14 protein-coding genes are annotated in these 14,895 nt (G+C 68.0%); 6 read left to right on the plus strand and 8 right to left on the minus strand.

What is annotated here, in order from left to right:
* Positions 1–46: 46 nt before the first annotated feature.
* Both ACJ8AT_RS32310 and ACJ8AT_RS32315 read left to right on the plus strand, forming a co-directional pair.
* Positions 47–505 (plus strand): hypothetical protein, encoded by a 459-nt coding sequence (locus tag ACJ8AT_RS32310; RefSeq protein ID WP_407741800.1) that lies wholly within the window; start codon positions 47–49, stop codon positions 503–505.
* A 114-nt stretch (positions 506–619) separates the two neighbouring features.
* Positions 620–2,212 carry a bifunctional glycosyltransferase/class I SAM-dependent methyltransferase gene (locus ACJ8AT_RS32315; RefSeq protein ID WP_407741801.1) on the plus strand — a complete coding sequence of 531 codons (1,593 nt, stop codon included), beginning with the start codon at positions 620–622 and terminating at the stop codon, positions 2,210–2,212.
* Here ACJ8AT_RS32315 and ACJ8AT_RS32320 read toward each other — a convergent pair.
* Positions 2,137–3,555, minus strand: coding sequence for a hypothetical protein (locus ACJ8AT_RS32320; protein WP_407741802.1), 1,419 nt, complete (start codon positions 3,553–3,555; stop codon positions 2,137–2,139). The two genes, ACJ8AT_RS32315 and ACJ8AT_RS32320, sit on opposite strands and share 76 nt — an antisense overlap.
* Positions 3,556–3,766: 211 nt before the next feature.
* Between ACJ8AT_RS32320 and ACJ8AT_RS32325 the strand changes: the two genes are divergently transcribed.
* On the plus strand, positions 3,767–7,546 hold the full coding sequence (locus ACJ8AT_RS32325) for an FAD-dependent oxidoreductase (RefSeq protein ID WP_407741803.1): 3,780 nt from the start codon (positions 3,767–3,769) through the stop codon (positions 7,544–7,546).
* 30 nt (positions 7,547–7,576) lie between these two features.
* On the opposite strand, the gene ACJ8AT_RS32330 is transcribed toward ACJ8AT_RS32325, so the two are convergent.
* A complete protein-coding gene (locus tag ACJ8AT_RS32330; RefSeq protein ID WP_407741804.1) occupies positions 7,577–8,263 on the minus strand; it encodes a hypothetical protein in 687 nt (228 codons plus the stop codon).
* A gap of 189 nt (positions 8,264–8,452) precedes the next feature.
* Here ACJ8AT_RS32330 and ACJ8AT_RS32335 point away from each other — a divergent pair, with 189 nt between their 5' ends.
* Both ACJ8AT_RS32335 and cyaY read left to right on the plus strand, forming a co-directional pair.
* Positions 8,453–8,947 carry a SixA phosphatase family protein gene (locus tag ACJ8AT_RS32335; protein ID WP_407741805.1) on the plus strand — a complete coding sequence of 165 codons (495 nt, stop codon included), beginning with the start codon at positions 8,453–8,455 and terminating at the stop codon, positions 8,945–8,947.
* A gap of 34 nt (positions 8,948–8,981) precedes the next feature.
* Complete coding sequence (gene cyaY, locus ACJ8AT_RS32340; protein WP_407741806.1) at positions 8,982–9,314, plus strand: iron donor protein CyaY; 333 nt, start codon at positions 8,982–8,984, stop codon at positions 9,312–9,314.
* A gap of 18 nt (positions 9,315–9,332) precedes the next feature.
* Here cyaY and ACJ8AT_RS32345 read toward each other — a convergent pair whose 3' ends face one another.
* The 6 genes from ACJ8AT_RS32345 to ACJ8AT_RS32370 all read right to left on the minus strand — a co-directional run bounded on the left by ACJ8AT_RS32345 (position 9,333) and on the right by ACJ8AT_RS32370 (position 14,384).
* Positions 9,333–10,295: a response regulator gene (locus ACJ8AT_RS32345; RefSeq protein ID WP_407741807.1), complete on the minus strand. Its 963-nt coding sequence runs from the start codon at positions 10,293–10,295 to the stop codon at positions 9,333–9,335.
* Between the two features lie 21 nt (positions 10,296–10,316).
* Positions 10,317–10,877: a ribosome recycling factor gene (gene frr, locus ACJ8AT_RS32350; protein WP_407741808.1), complete on the minus strand. Its 561-nt coding sequence runs from the start codon at positions 10,875–10,877 to the stop codon at positions 10,317–10,319.
* A gap of 24 nt (positions 10,878–10,901) precedes the next feature.
* Positions 10,902–11,651: a UMP kinase gene (pyrH, locus tag ACJ8AT_RS32355; protein ID WP_407741809.1), complete on the minus strand. Its 750-nt coding sequence runs from the start codon at positions 11,649–11,651 to the stop codon at positions 10,902–10,904.
* A gap of 192 nt (positions 11,652–11,843) precedes the next feature.
* Positions 11,844–12,503 (minus strand): translation elongation factor Ts, encoded by a 660-nt coding sequence (gene tsf, locus ACJ8AT_RS32360; RefSeq protein WP_407741810.1) that lies wholly within the window; start codon positions 12,501–12,503, stop codon positions 11,844–11,846.
* 145 nt (positions 12,504–12,648) lie between these two features.
* Entirely contained in the window at positions 12,649–13,590 is a 942-nt protein-coding gene (rpsB, locus tag ACJ8AT_RS32365) for a 30S ribosomal protein S2 (protein ID WP_407741813.1), read from the minus strand.
* A gap of 326 nt (positions 13,591–13,916) precedes the next feature.
* A complete protein-coding gene (locus ACJ8AT_RS32370) occupies positions 13,917–14,384 on the minus strand; it encodes a VOC family protein (RefSeq protein ID WP_407741811.1) in 468 nt (155 codons plus the stop codon).
* A gap of 157 nt (positions 14,385–14,541) precedes the next feature.
* On the opposite strand from ACJ8AT_RS32370, the gene ACJ8AT_RS32375 reads away from it, so the two are divergent.
* Positions 14,542–14,895, plus strand: a 354-nt coding sequence (locus ACJ8AT_RS32375) for a Uma2 family endonuclease (protein WP_407741812.1), incomplete at its 3' end; no start/stop codon positions are given.

Raw genomic sequence — 14,895 nt, forward strand, 5'->3', positions numbered from 1 at the left:
ACACAAATAACCAACACAACGATCTAAACATCTAGGAGAAGCGCCGATGAAGCTGCTGGGCCGAGACATCCCCGCGCGTGAGCTGATCGCCCGCATCGAGGAGCGCCTGCGCGTGCGCGGGCTCCCCACCTCCGAGGCCGCGGAGGGGCCCGAGGAGGGCGTCGAGCCCCGGGTGGATCCGCTGTCCTTCAACCTCCAGGCGCTCGAGGAGCACTCGGATCCGAGCCGGCCGATGCCGCTCCACACGCACCGGGGCGGGGTGGGCCAGCTCGTCGTGGTGGCCAAGTGGGCCTTCCGCACCACGTGCCAGGTGCTCATCAACGAGACGCTCGCCCGCCAGCGCGTCTTCAACGGCCACGTCCGGGACTCCTACGCCCAGCTCTCCGCCGAGGTCCTCCGCCTGCGCCGCGAGGTGGAGGAGTTGAGGGCCGCGAAGGCTCCCACCGCGCCGCCCCCCGAGCCCCCCGTCGTCCCCGTCCGCCCGCGCCGCCCCCGGGCGAAGTAGCCCCACCCCAGCGCCGGGCAAGAGGACAGGGGCCCCCTCCCATGGGCGCCGAGCGCTCCACTCGGCTTGAAGCGCCCCGCGCCTCACGATAGACCCCGCCCCCGAGGCCCCTCCATGACCGCTCCCTCGAAGCAGCCTCGGCTGCTCATCTTCGTCATCGCCTACTACGCCGAGTCCACCCTGCGCTGGGTGCTGGAGCGCATCCCCGCCTCGGTGTTCGAGACGTACGACTGCGAGGTGCTCGTCGTCGACGACGCCTCCAAGGACCGGACGTTCGAGATCGGCCGCGAGTACCAGGAGAACCATCCGGGCATCCAGATGACGGTGCTGCGCAACGAGCACAACCAGGGCTACGGAGGCAACCAGAAGGTGGGCTACGCCTACGCCCTGGCCGAGGGGTTCGACTTCGTCGCCATGGTCCACGGCGACGGGCAGTACGCCCCCGAGGAGCTGCCGCGCCTGATGGAGCCGCTGCGCACGGGCCAGGCGGACGCCGTCTTCGGCAGCCGGATGATGAGCCGCTTCGGGGCGCTCAAGGGCGGCATGCCGCTCTACAAGTACGTGGGGAACAAGATCCTCACCACGGTGCAGAACAAGCTGCTGGGCACGCGGCTGTCCGAGTTCCACAGCGGCTACCGCATCTATTCGGTCGAGGCGCTGCGCCGCATCCCCTTCGCGCTCAACTCCAACGACTTCCACTTCGACACGGAGATCATCCTCCAGCTGCTCAACGCGGGGGCGCGCATCCAGGAGCTGGACATCCCCACCTACTACGGAGACGAGATCTCCCGGGTGAACGGGATGAAGTACGCCAAGGACGTGATGCTGGCCACGCTGCGCAACGTCTTCCACCGCGCCGGCCTGCTCTACCAGCGCCGCTTTGATCCCATCAGCGACGACAACCGGCACTACGATCTCAAGCTCGGCTACGCGAGCAGCCACTCGTGGGCGCTGGACGCGGTGCCCGCCGGGGCCAAGGTGCTCGACATCGGCGCCGGGCCGGGCGGCATGGCGCAGGAGCTCGTCAACAAGGGCTGCACCACGGCCGTGGTGGATCAGCACCCGCCCGCCAAGCCGGATCCGCGCATCCAGGTCCACCTCCAGAACCTGGACGAGCCGCTGCGCTTCAACGTGCACGACTACGATCATCTGCTCCTGCTGGACGTCATCGAGCACCTCAAGGATCCCGAGCGCTTCCTCGCGGAGCTGCGCCAGCAGTTCGACTACACGCCTCGGAAGCTGGTGCTGACCACGCCCAACGTGGCCTTCATCGTCCAGCGCCTCATGCTGCTGGCCGGGCAGTTCAACTACGGCAAGGCGGGCATCCTGGACCGGACGCATACCCGGCTCTTCACCTTCCGGAGCCTGCGCTACCTGCTGCGCGACAACGGCTTCCGTATCAAGGAGCTCCGAGGCGTCCCCGCCCCCTTCCCCAAGGTGCTCGGCAACGGGGTGCTCGGCAAGGCGGCGCTGGGCGCCAACCTCGCGCTGATCCGGCTGAGCAAGACGCTCTTCTCGTACCAGATCTACGTCGAGGCGGAGACGACGCCCGACGTGAGCTTCGTCCTGAAGGACTCGAGAGAGCGCAGCGCCCTGCGCACCCAGCAGGTGCGCAAGGCCCAGAGCAACGCTCACCGCCTGGGAGAAGCCGGCTCCAAGGGTGCATGGGCCGCCACCGCGAGGCAGAGCGCGCCCAGCACGAAGTAGTAGTAGTTGGCGAAGGCCTGCTTGTTGAAGGCGAAGAACACGCCGTAGACGAGCGCAACCGCCCCGGCGAAGCCCGCCGGAGTCCGCGGCGCGCGCCAGAGCACCACCGCCAGGGCCACGGCCACGGCGGCAAAGGCGATCCACACCGGCGGCTGCTCGTGTCCCTGCGACACCCACCACGCCAGATAGCTCAGCGCATCCGGGCGGAACGGTTGATGGAACTGCAGCGTCACCACGCTGCGGACGAACGCGGGCAGGTTGGGGAGCATGAGCGGCAGGCTCACCCCCAGCGCGGTGGCCCCCGCCCGCCAGAGCAGCCCCCAGAGCGCCCGGCCTCGCAGGGGCGTGAGCAGCGGCAGCAGCGGCAGCATGAAGACGGTGTACTGCTTCACCGCCACCAGCAGGCCGAACGCATAGGGCAGCGCGCGAGGAGCGCGGCACGCGCAGAACACCGTGGCGGCCAGGAACAGGATGAGGAAGGGCTCGGTCCACGACTGCTCGAGCACGAAGAGCCCGCGCGGCGTCAGCAGCAGCAGCGCCGCGGCCCCGGCTCCCAGCCTCCCGCCCCGGGCATAGGCCATGAAGCCCGCCGCCAGCGTGATGGCCATCAGATGGCCGTAGCGGGGATCTCCTCTCAGCACCTGGCCGAGCGTGGACAAGTAGAGGCTCAGCGGCGGATACGGAAAGCCGAACAGCAGCCGCCCGTTCTCCACCAGCCCCTCGCCATAGACCGCCGTGCTCCCGTAGATGTTGGGGAAGGTGATGGAGTACGGGTTGATCCTGTGGAGCAAGGCCTCCGCCCCCTGCGTCTGGAAGACGAAGACGTCGATGAAAGGCGCGGGCGAGGCATGCAGCATCCAGTTCCCCAGGTACAGGTGCGCCAGCAACAGAGCAGGCACCCCCCAGCGCCGCAGCGTCTCCGAGCCGGCGATCAGCGCCCCCGCGATCAGCGCCTCCGCCGCCAGCCCCAGATAGAGCGGCGCATACGGCCACGGCCCTTGCAGCTGCATGTACCGGCCCGGGTGCTCCGCGGCCAGCTCGTTGAGCTGAAGCAGCAGGGCACCCCCCAGGAGCACCGCCAGCACCGCCTCGACGCGCAGCGTCCACCGGCCCAGCCGTGAGGCGGCGATCGCGCACAGCGTCACCAGGAGCGTCCGCGTCAGTCCATGGAGGGCCTCCTCCTGCAGCGGGCCATACAGCGCGCCATTGGTGAGCTGCAGCGTCAGCCCCAGCACCGTGGCCCCCGCCAGACAGCCGGCGGCCAGCCCCCACCCCTCGGTGGACGAGCCAGCGACGGTCCCCCCGTCAACGCGAGCGGCTTCGAGGGCTTTCTCGGTGGACACCTTCACTCCTGGAGACTCGGGAGGCATGGCGCGCCTATGTAGCACCCTCGCCCGCCCTGCTGGCCTGCGGGCGATGAAAGCCAGCAGAATCGCTCCCATCGCCCCACCACGGCGCCAGGAGTGATGCCTGCTTGCATTCCAGGCAATGGCCCGCGAAATAGGCTCTTTTTTGGGGCCGTCACCCCAGGTTGCCCCTTACACCACCCGTGATATGCGCGCTTTGACTGCCCCTCCAACTGACTCCAGCCCTACCCTGACCCTGGGCCTCCCCGGGTTCACCTTCGAGGACCTCTACCGTCCTCGCGGGCTGCGCAGGCTCGCGGAGCGCTTCGACGCCTGGCTCACCGAGCACGAGCCCGAGCTCTTCCAGGCCTTCGACACGTACCGCAAGTCCGGGGGCACGAACCTCTCGGGGCCTGAGCAGTCGGACCTGCTCATCCGCGTCTCCCGCCACGTGGCCCGCTTCCTCGCTCGCCTCTTCAACATCGAGGACGCCCAGCAGGCCCTGGCCCAACGCCTGACGGGCGAGCTGCCGCTGTTCGACTTCAAGCGGGACTTCATCACCCGCCGCGTCTTCAAGAAGGGCGCTCCGGAGCGGCCGACGCTCGCCGAGTTCCCCTCGCTGGATGCCCGGATGCGCCTGCTGCTGCAGCTCGGCTTCCCGGAGGCCTCGAAGACGGATCTGGAGCGAGGCCTGGCCGAGTCCGTGCTCACCTTGATGGACCTGGAGCGCCTGTTCTCCGGCGCCCTGCCCGCGGAGAAGCAGCCCCAAGCGGAGAGCCTGCGCGCCCGCTGGGCCACCCTGCGCGAAGCCCTCCTGTCCACCGCCGAGGGCCGCGAGGCGTTCGGCTCCAGCCTCGTCACCCACGGGGACGACGCCGCCGAGCTGCAGGCCGTCCGCGCCCTGCTCTCGCTGGCGGACCGCTGGACGTTCGCTCGCGCGCTCCACCCCGAGCAGCAGCACCTGTTCCACACCTGGCCCACGCACCGGCTGCCCAAGCCGCTCGTGTTCGATCAGCTCGTCCAGCTCCACCGGCCGGAGCCGAACCTGCCGGAGGCCGCCGAGGGTCCTGATCACCACCTGCGCCACCGGGACGGCTTCAAGCTCACCGATCGCCGCGGCACCCCGCGCGACGCGATGAACGAGGTGGACTACTGCGTCATCTGCCACGAGCGCGAGAAGGACTCGTGCTCCAAGGGCTTCAAGGCGAAGGACCCGGTCGCCGAGGGCCACAGCTTCAAGAAGAACCCGCTGGGCATTCCGCTCACCGGCTGCCCGCTGGATGAGCGCATCTCCGAGATGCACGCGCTCAAGCGCGAGGGCAACTCGGTGGCGGCGCTCTCCATGGTGGTGCTGGACAACCCCATGTGCCCGGGCACCGGCCACCGCATCTGCAACGACTGCATGAAGGCCTGCATCTTCCAGAAGCAGGAGCCGGTGAACATCCCCCTGGCGGAGACCTCGGTCCTCACGGACGTGCTGGATCTGCCCTGGGGCTTCGAGCTCTACGGCCTGCTCACCCGGTGGAACCCGCTCAACGTCCGCCGGCCGTTCGCGCTGCCCTACCGCGACCGCAACGTGCTGATCGTCGGCATGGGGCCTGCGGGCTACACGCTGGCGCACTATCTGCTCAACGAGGGCTTCGGCGTCACCGGCGTGGACGGCCTGAAGATCGAGGGCTTCGATGACGAGCTGGTGGGCCGCAACGGCAAGGCGCTCAAGCCCATCCGCGACTGGAAGGCCATCACCCGCGAGCTGGACGAGCGCGTGCTGGAGGGCTTCGGCGGCGTGTCCGAGTACGGCATCACCGTGCGCTGGGACAAGAACTTCCTCACGCTGATCCACCTGACGCTGGCGCGCCGGGAGAACCTGCGCATCTACGGCGGCGTGCGCTTCGGTGGCACCCTCACCATCGACGATGCGTGGAAGCTGGGGTTCGATCACATCGCCATCGCCGCGGGCGCCGGCCGCCCCACCATCATCGGGATGAAGAACAACCTCATCCGGGGCATCCGCAAGGCGAGCGACTTCCTGATGGCGCTGCAGCTCACGGGCGCCTTCAAGCGGGACTCGCTGGCCAACCTCCAGGTGCAGCTGCCGGCCATCGTCATCGGCGGCGGCCTCACCGGCATCGACACCGCCACGGAGCTGATGGCCTACTACCCGGTGCAGGTGGAGCGGACGCTCGAGCGGCATGAGCGGCTGGCCGCGGACATCGGCGAGGACGCCGTCATCGCGAAGCTGGACGCCGAGGAGCGCGCCACCTACCAGACCTTCCTGGAGCATGGCCGCGCCGTGCGCGCCGAGCGCGAGCAGGCCCGCGCGGAGGGACGCACCCCGGACCTCATCAGGCTGGTGCGGAGCTGGGGCGGCGTGAGCCTGGTCTACCGCCGCAGCCTCACCGAGTCGCCCGCCTACCGCCTCAACCACGAGGAGGTGGTGAAGGCGCTGGAGGAGGGCATCCGCTTCATCGAGCGCATGAGCCCGGTGGAGGCCCTGCCGGACACCACGGGCGCGGTGCGCGCCATCCGCTTCGAGCGCATGGTGACGAAGGACGGCAAGCTCAAGGGCAGCGGTGAGTTCTTCGAGCTGCCCGCGAAGACCGTGTGCGTGGCGGCGGGAACCTCGCCCAACGTCACCTACGAGAAGGAGTACCCGGGCACCTTCCAGCTCGACTCGAACCAGGAGTACTTCCTGGGCCACGAGCTGGAGGAGGCCGGAGACACCTTCGAGCTCAAGCCGGTGGAGACGGCCAGCGAGGATCTGCTGGCCCGGGTGGGCTTCTTCACCTCGTACCGGAAGGACGGGCGCTTCATCTCCTTCTACGGAGACAACCACCCGACCTACGCGGGCAACGTGGTGAAGGCCATGGCCAGCGCCAAGGACGGCTATCCCCAGGTGTCCCGCCTCTTCGCCCGCGAGCTGCAGTCGATGGACTTCCTGGACGAGCTGGCCCAGCGCAAGCGGGACGAGAAGCTGGCCGCTCACTTCGCGAAGCTGGACGAGGCCTTCAACGCCACCGTGGTGGCCGTCAACCGGCTCACGCCCACCATCGTCGAGGTGGTGGTGAAGGCGCCCTTCGCGGCGAGCCACTTCGAGCCCGGCCAGTTCTACCGCCTGCAGAACTTCGAGCGGCTGGCGCCGGTGGTGGACGGCACGCTGCTGACGATGGAGGGCGTGGCCCTCACCGGCGCGTGGGTGGACAAGGAGAAGGGGCTGATGGGGACCATCGTGCTGGAGATGGGCACCTCCTCGCGCCTGTGCGCCGCGCTCAAGCCCGGCGAGCCCGTGGTGCTCATGGGCCCCACCGGCACGCCCACGGAGATTGGCCGCAACGAGACGGTGGTGCTCGTGGGCGGCGGCCTGGGCAACGCGGTGCTCTTCTCCATCGCTCGCTCACTCAAGGCGGCGGGCTGCCGCGTCGTCTACTTCGCCGGCTACCGGACGAAGGTGGACAGCTTCAAGCAGGACGAGATCGAGGCCGGCACGGATCAGATCATCTGGTCGGTGGACGGCGGAGAGCTCATCCCGGCCCGGCGCCCGCAGGACTCCTCCTTCCGAGGCAACGTGGTGCAGGCGATGGTCGCCTACGCGCAGGGCACGCTGGGGCCCAAGCCCGTCATCTCCTTCAGCGAGGTGGACCGCATCATCGCCATCGGCTCGGACCGGATGATGCGGGCGGTGCAGGAGGCTCGCCACGGCGTGCTGCGGCCCTTCCTCAAGCCCGAGCACGAGGCCATCGGCTCCATCAACTCGCCGATGCAGTGCATGATGAAGGAGATCTGCGCCCAGTGCCTCCAGAAGCACGTGGATCCGCGCACGGGCAAGGAGACGTGGGTGTTCTCCTGCTTCAACCAGGACCAGAAGCTGGATCAGGTGGACTTCGTGAACCTGAACCAGCGCCTGCGCGGCAACACGGTGCTGGAGAAGATCTCGGACGTCTTCCTCGCCCGGCTCCTCCAGAAGATGCCGCAGCTCAAGCGCGTCTGATGAGCCGCTGGCCGGAGGTGGCGCTGCCCGTCACTTCCGGCCGAAGGTGTTGAGCATGTCCTGGTAGTTCTTCGTCAGGTCCGCCTCGCGGGTGAGCACCAGGTCCACGTTGGTGTCGCCGTACGTGCGCCGCGCCTCGGTGAGCTTCTGGAGATCCTCGATGCGCTCGCGCATGGCGGCCAGCTGCGGGGCCAGCTCCTCGCGCTGCTCGGGCGTCAGCTTCGCCTGCATCTCCTCGAGCTTCTTCAGCTCCTCGTCCATCTTCAGCGCCGCGGTGAGCTGGCGCTGGCCGATCACCGCCGTCACCACCTCGGCGATGCCGTTGACGTCCTCCTCGGTGAGCCCGGCCTCCTTGCGCGCCGCCTCCTCCGCCTTCGCCTTGCCCTCGATGAGCTTCATGGTGGCGTTCACCTCCGCCAGCTCATCTCCCTTTCCGGCATCCAGCTTCACCTTGGCCAAGTCCTTCAGCAGGCTCTCGTACGCCTCCAGGAGCTTGCGCTGGTAGCCCACGTACGCATCCAGCTTCTGCTTCGTGAGGGCGTATGTGCTCGGGCCGAACTCGGCGCCAGCGTCTTCGTCCTCCTGCGCCTGCTCACCCTCGTGCGGAGCGTGCGAGGGCCGGGCTGCCTCCAGGGGCCGAGGCGCGGACTCCGCCTTCTCTTTCTTACAAGCCGAGAGCCCCAGCACCATGTACAGCACCCACAGCGACCGACGCATGCCCACTCCTCACGGAGACGAAAACGAGCGCGCAGTATATTCTTCCGCCGAGCGGGACAGGGTCCGGCGCCTCCTCGACAACCTGGCGGGGGGGATCGCGCCACTGAACAATCCCCGCATTACCTTTGACCAACCCGGCCACGGTCGTGTACGAACCGCGGTTCGATTGTCGCGAGAGGTGGAGGGACTTTGAGGATTTTCCTGGTAAGGCACGGCGATGCGGACGCGGAGATCCCCGAGGGTCTTGGCGACGAGGCGCGCGCGCTGACCGCGAAGGCCCGCGCGAACACTGCCCAGCACTTCGCCTCGCTGGCCGAGCGCATGGGCCCCGTCGGGCTCATTCTCACCAGCCCGCTGGTGCGCACGGTGCAGACGGCGCAGATCCTCTCGTTCGCGACCAAGTACGAGGGCCTGCTGCGCGCCCACCGCTGCCTGCTGCCGGACATGCCCGTGGGCGCCGTGGAGACGGTGCTCGCCGAGCACACGGACCAGAACCTGGTGCTCGTGGGGCATCAGCCGTCCATGGGAGCGCTGGCCGCTCACCTGCTGGGCATGCAGTCGTTCCCCAAGCCGGTGAACCCCGGCACGGTGATCGCCCTGGAGCGCCCCGAGGGCGAGAACACGCAGATGAAGTTCCTGTTCTACGCGGCGCCCGGCCAGCAGGTGGTCGACGTCATCCAGTGAGCCGACGCCACCGGCCGCCGGAGGGCCTCCGCCGATGATGGACGAAGCCCGCTACAACCAGCTCGTCTCCGCGCTCTTCAAGCGCATGCTCGCCGCGGCGGATGCGTTGGATCCCGACGTGCTCGAGGCCGAGAGCACTGGGGACATGCTCACCCTCACCACGCCCTCGCGAGAGAAGTGCATCGTCAACACCCAGCGCGCCGTGCGGCAGATCTGGGTGGCGGGCAAGGGCCAGGGCATCCACTTCACCTACGACGACGCCTCCGGCACCTGGAAGGACGACAAGGGCAAGGGGCTGGAGCTCTTCTCCTTCGTCGCGGACGTGGTGCGCGAGCTCAGCGGCGAGGACTTCACCTACCCCGCCTGAGCCCTGGCCCGTCTGGCCTCAGTCCTCCGGAGGCGGCTCGCCTTCCGGGTTCTCCCGCTCGATGAACTCCACCCGGTCTCCTCCGTCGGCCTGGGCCTTGCGCAGCGCCTCGCTGGCGTCCTTCATCAGGTTGCCGAAGCTCACCTGCGTCTGCCCGCGCACGGGCGAGGGCTCGAAGACGGACAGCCCCATGGACACCGACATGTTCGGCAGGCGCGAGAGCGTCTTCAGCCGCTGCCGCAGGCGCTCGGCCACTATCAGCGCGCCCACCTTCGGCGTGTGCGGGAAGAAGGCCACGAACTTGCCCTCGGTGGTGGGGACGATGACGTCGATGTCCCGCACGCCCCCGGAGATGAGCCCCAGCATCTCCGCCAGCAGCGTGGTGCGCTGCGAGGCCCCCAGGTGCGCGGTGCGCTCGGTCAGCTGATCCAGCTCCAGCAGCAGCAGGGCGATGGGGTAGCGGTAGCGCCGGCTGCGCTTCACCTCCATGAGCAGCAGCCGCTTGAGGAAGTCGAAGTCCGCGGAGCCCGGGCCCTCCAGCCCCAGCTTGCGGGCCATCGAGTCCTCGGACTCGGCCTCCGGGGGAGCCGGGGGCGCGGGGGGCCGGGAGGCGGCGCGCGTCTCGTAGAGCTGGAGCAGCAGCCCCACGCACGTCACCACCGTGGTGCGCTTGAGCGGGCCCACCAGGCAGGCATCAGCGCCAGCCTTCGCGGAGCGCTCCTCGGGGTTCTCTTCCTCGGGCATGTAGAGCAGGAGCACCGGGATGCCCGGCGCCTCCTGCTTCAACTCCCGGCACAGCTCCTCGCCATCCAGGGTGGGCGTCAGCGAGGCCAGCACCACCTCGGGCGGGCTGGTCCGAACCTCCCGGAGCGCCTCGGAGGCGGTGCTGACGACAATGACCGCGTAGCCCGCGCTTTCGAGAAACCTGCGCAGGGCCGTAGCGACGGGGATGGCGGGCTCGGCGATGAGGGCGGAGCGCATGGGCCCCATTAAACCCCCAAATCAGACCGACATGACTTCCTTTTCCTTGGCCGCGATGATCTTGTCCACCTCGGCCACGCCCGCATCGGTCTCCTTCTGCACCTTCTCCTGGAGCCGCTTGTTGTCGTCCTCGGTGATCTTCTTGTCCTTGAGCTGCGTCTTGAGCACCTCGTTGGAGTCGCGCCGGATGTTGCGGATGGCGACCTTGTGCTCCTCGCCCTTGGACTTCACCTGCTTGGCGATCTCCTTGCGGCGCTCCTCGGTGAGCGGCGGGAACGGCAGGCGGATCATCTCGCCGTCGTTCATCGGGTTCAGCCCCAGGTTGGCCTCGCGGATGGCCTTGTCGATCTCCTTCAGCACGCTCTTGTCCCACGGCTTGATGGTGATGAGCCGCGGCTCGGGGGACTGCACGCTGGCCACGCCATTGAGCGGGGTGGGCGTGCCGTAGAAGTCCACGCGGATGCCATCCAGCAGGCTGGTGCTGGCGCGCCCGGTGCGCACCTTGGACAGCTCCTTCTTGAGGTCATCGAGCGTCTTGTCGATGCGGGTCTTCAACTCTTTGACGACATCCTCGTTCGCCATTGTGTGCTCCTAGGAAGGAGAAGCTCAGGCCCAGACCGTCTCGGCCGCACCCACCACTGTACCGATATCTCCGTTGCCCAGCACAGCCCGACCGATGTTGCCGCGCACCGTCATGTCGAACACGATGATGGGCAGCTTGTTGTCCATGCACAGGGAGATGGCCGTCGAGTCCATCACGTTCAGGTTCTGCTTGAGCACGTCCATGTACGTGAGGGAGCGGTAGCGCCGCGCCGCGGCGTCCTTCTTCGGGTCCGCGTTGTACACGCCGTCCACCTTGGTGGCCTTGAGAATGACCTCGGCGTTGATCTCCATGGCGCGCAAGGAGGCGGCGGTGTCCGTGGTGAAGTAGGGGTTGCCCGTGCCCGCGGCGAAGATGACCACGCGCCCCTTCTCCAGGTGGCGCACCGCGCGGCGGCGGATGTAGGGCTCGGCGATCTGCTCCATCTTGATGGCCGACAGCACCCGGGTGAACACGCCCTGCTTCTCCAGCGCGTCCTGCATGGCCATGGAGTTGATGCAGGTGGCGAGCATGCCCATGTAGTCGGCGCTCGCGCGATCCATGCCCTCGGTGGCCCCGGCCACGCCGCGGAAGATGTTGCCGCCGCCAATCACGACGGCCAGCTCCACGCCGGCCTGGACCAGCTCCTTCACCTCGGCGGCAATGCGGGTGAGGGTGGGCGGGTGGATGCCGTACTTGCCATCGCCCATGAGGGCCTCGCCCGAGAGCTTGAGGAGGATGCGCTTGTAACGGAGGGAGCGGGTCGGGTCGGACATGCGGCTCCGCTCATATCCCCCACCCCGCCCTCGATCAACGTTCGAGTCAACGCACCAGGTGGGGATCCGTCTCCAGCGAACCCTCTGGCCTGTCCCCCGAGCAGGCCCCGGAAAACGCGAAGGGCCGCGGCCCCAAGTCCTCACGGACCCGAGGGCGCGGCCCCACGTCAGCCCCGAGGGCCGACCGCGCGGCTAGGCCTTGCCGGTGCCCAGCGTCTTGGCGACCTCGGCGGCCAGGTCATCCTTCTTCTTCTCGATGCCCTCGCCCACCATGAAGCGCGCGAAGCGCCGGATGGAGACCTTCTCGCCGATCTTCGCGGCGCGCTCGGTGACCATCTCGCCGACCTTCTTTTTGTCGTCCTTCACCCAGAGCTGGTCCACCAGGCAGACCGTCTCGTAGTACTTCTCGATCTTGCCCACGAGGATCTTGTCCCACATGGCCTCGGGCTTCTTCTGCTCCTTGAGCTGAGCGCGCTGGATCTCCTTCTCCTTCTCCAGCACGTCGGCGGGGATCTCCTCGCGGCGCACGTACTGCGGGCTGGCCGCGGCCACGTGCATGGCGATGTCCTTGGCCAGGGCCTGGAAGTCCTCGTTGCGAGCCACGAAGTCCGTCTCGCAGTTGACCTCCACCATCACGCCGATTCGGCCGCCGTGGACGTAGGTGGCGATGATGCCCTCGGCCGCGACGCGGCCCTCCTTGCTGCCGGCCTTGGCGATGCCCTTCTTGCGCAGCCACTCCTCGGCCTTGACGAAGTCGCCGCCGGTCTCGGAGAGCGCCTTCTTGCAGTCCATCATGCCCGCGCCGGTCTTCTCGCGGAGGTCCTTCACCATCGTGGCGCTGATCTCGGCCATGTGCTTCTCCAGGCCCCGCCTGCCCGGCGCCGTGCGCCGTCCGGGGCGTTGAGGTTCAGTTACGTCGTTGGGGGAAAAGGAAAAGGCCGGGCGGAGAGGGTCCCCACCACCCGGCCAACTTCAGTGCTGGTGCGTGAGCGCGGGCCTACTCGGCCGGCGTCTCCTCAGCGCCACCCTCGGCCGCCTCACCCTCGGTGGGCTCGGTCGCGCTCGGAGCAGCGCCCTTCATCTCGACGAGGGGGCCCCGGCGCTCGCCGCCGCGATCGCCCCCGCGGCGATCACCGCGATCACCCCGGTCGCCACGGCGCGGGCCCCGGCGGTCGTCACGCTCCCGGCGCTCGCTGCCCCCCTCACGCTCCTCCTGCTCGTCGCGCTCGGCGGCGCCCGAGGCGCGGTAGCGCGCGGCACCCTCGAGGCACGCGTCGGCGATCTTCGAGGTGAAGAGCTTGATGGAGCGGATGGCGTCATCGTTGCCGGGGATGACGAAGTCGATGCCGTCCGGGTCGCAGTTGGTGTCGACCACGCCAATCACGGGGATGCCCAGGCGGGTGGCCTCGTGGATGGCGATGTGCTCCTTCTTCGGGTCGACCACGAACACGCAGCGGGGCAGCTTGGACATCTCCTTCACGCCGCCCAGGTTCTTCTCGAGCTTCTCGCGCTCGCGCTCCAGCGAGGCCACTTCCTTCTTCGGCAGGCGATCGAAGGTGCCGTCCTCGGACATCTTCTCCAGGGTCTTGAGGCGATCGATGCCCTGCTTGATGGTCTTGAAGTTGGTGAGGGTGCCACCGAGCCAGCGGCTGGTGACGAAGAACTGGCCGGCGCGAGCGGCCTCCTCGCGGATGACGTCCTGGGCCTGCTTCTTGGTGCCCACGAAGAGCACGTGGCCGCCGCGCGAGGTGATGTCCGCGACGAAGCGGAAGGCCGAGCGGGCCATGACCACGGTCTTCTGCAGATCGATGATGTAGATGCCGTTGCGGGCGCCGAAGATGTAGGGCTTCATCTTCGGGTTCCAGCGCTTGGTCTGGTGGCCGAAGTGAACGCCGGCCTCCAGCAGTTGCTTCATGGTGATACCGCTGGCGGCGGCCATGGCCTGCGCCTGAGTCTCATGAGTGTCAGTCGACATGTGCTTGCTTCTCCGGTTGTTCCGCCACGCCCGGTAAAAGCTCCGGCCGTTTGCCCTGCGTGAGCAGAGCACCGGTTGCCGGCACGAGCGTGTGAGTAGTGGGTTGCTGCGTCCTACCGCCCAGAATGGAGCCCAGGGCGGGCGGGTTCCTAACAAAACCCTCCAGGAGTCCGCAAGCTTTCGGTGTTTCCGGCTGCCTACATGCCCACACTCGGGCTGTCCGGCCGTCCAGCGGGCTGAGGGGCGAGGGCCTGAAGTACCGCCAGAGCGGCCCTCGCCCGAGCCAGGAGCTACATCTGGCCCTGCTTCATGGCCGCGTCCATGCGGCGCTTCATCTCCTCAGGGGCGACGTCTTCGACGTGCGTGGCGAGGGTCCACTGGTGACCGAAGGGATCACGCACCATGCCGGAGCGGTCGCCGTAGAACTGATCCTTCAGCGGCCGCTCCTCCTTCGCGCCGGCGGAGATGGCCTGCTTGAAGAGCGCGTCCACGTTCTCGACGTAGATGCAGAACCCGGCCGGAGAGCCACCCAGCGTCTCGGGGCTCTTCGCGCCCATCTGGGGGGACTCATCGGAGATCATGATGATCGAGTTGCCAATCTTGAACTCGGCATGGCCGACGGTGCCGCCTGGCCCCTCCATGCGGTAGAGCTCGGTGGCGTTGAAGGCCTTCTTGTAGAAGTCCAGTGCGCGAGCTGCGCCCTTGACGATCAAGTACGGCGTCACCGTGTGGTACCCCTCCGGAATCGGCTTGGCCATGACTTCCCTCCCGTTTTCGTGTGGATGCTGCGAGTGCGACTGCTGTGCGGCGGATCTCTACTCTTGCACGCCTCGCCTGCTCGGGACAACCTGAGAGGTCAGGCCCTGGGACACTGACGTCACGAGTCAGCCCCAGGGAACTGAGGGGGCCATGTCAATGGAACGGAAATCCGCCACCTACGCGGACTTGGAGGCACTGCCCGACAACGTCGTGGGGGAGCTCATCAACGGGGAGCTGTATGTCAGCCCTCGGCTGTCGTTTCTTCATGCCGTAGCGGCCTCGAGGCTGAGCGGCGAGTTGATGAACCCGTTTGATCGAGGCCAGGACGGGCCGGGCGGCTGGGTCATCCTCAACAAGCCAGAGGTGCACCTGAGTAACGATGTGCTGGTGCCGGACATCGCTGGCTGGCTGCAAGAGCGGATGCCGCAGCCACCTCGCACCGCGGCGTTCACGTTGGCTCCGGACTGGGTGTGCGAAGTGGTGTCCGCCTCCACGGCGGCCTTGGATCGC

It is taken from the genome of Hyalangium sp. (assembly GCF_045802625.1).
Taxonomy (GTDB): domain Bacteria; phylum Myxococcota; class Myxococcia; order Myxococcales; family Myxococcaceae; genus Hyalangium.

Excerpts from the sequence above, each read along its gene's own strand:
- ACJ8AT_RS32310 (WP_407741800.1), top strand. The coding sequence starts at position 47 with ATGAAGCTGCTGGGCCGAGACATCCCCGCGCGTGAGCTGATCGCCCGC.
- ACJ8AT_RS32315 (WP_407741801.1), top strand. The coding sequence starts at position 620 with ATGACCGCTCCCTCGAAGCAGCCTCGGCTGCTCATCTTCGTCATCGCC.
- ACJ8AT_RS32325 (WP_407741803.1), top strand. The coding sequence starts at position 3,767 with ATGCGCGCTTTGACTGCCCCTCCAACTGACTCCAGCCCTACCCTGACC.
- ACJ8AT_RS32330 (WP_407741804.1), bottom strand. The coding sequence starts at position 8,263 with ATGCGTCGGTCGCTGTGGGTGCTGTACATGGTGCTGGGGCTCTCGGCT.
- cyaY (WP_407741806.1), top strand. The coding sequence starts at position 8,982 with ATGATGGACGAAGCCCGCTACAACCAGCTCGTCTCCGCGCTCTTCAAG.
- ACJ8AT_RS32345 (WP_407741807.1), bottom strand. The coding sequence starts at position 10,295 with ATGCGCTCCGCCCTCATCGCCGAGCCCGCCATCCCCGTCGCTACGGCC.
- frr (WP_407741808.1), bottom strand. The coding sequence starts at position 10,877 with ATGGCGAACGAGGATGTCGTCAAAGAGTTGAAGACCCGCATCGACAAG.
- pyrH (WP_407741809.1), bottom strand. The coding sequence starts at position 11,651 with ATGTCCGACCCGACCCGCTCCCTCCGTTACAAGCGCATCCTCCTCAAG.
- tsf (WP_407741810.1), bottom strand. The coding sequence starts at position 12,503 with ATGGCCGAGATCAGCGCCACGATGGTGAAGGACCTCCGCGAGAAGACC.
- rpsB (WP_407741813.1), bottom strand. The coding sequence starts at position 13,590 with ATGGCCGCCGCCAGCGGTATCACCATGAAGCAACTGCTGGAGGCCGGC.
- ACJ8AT_RS32370 (WP_407741811.1), bottom strand. The coding sequence starts at position 14,384 with ATGGCCAAGCCGATTCCGGAGGGGTACCACACGGTGACGCCGTACTTG.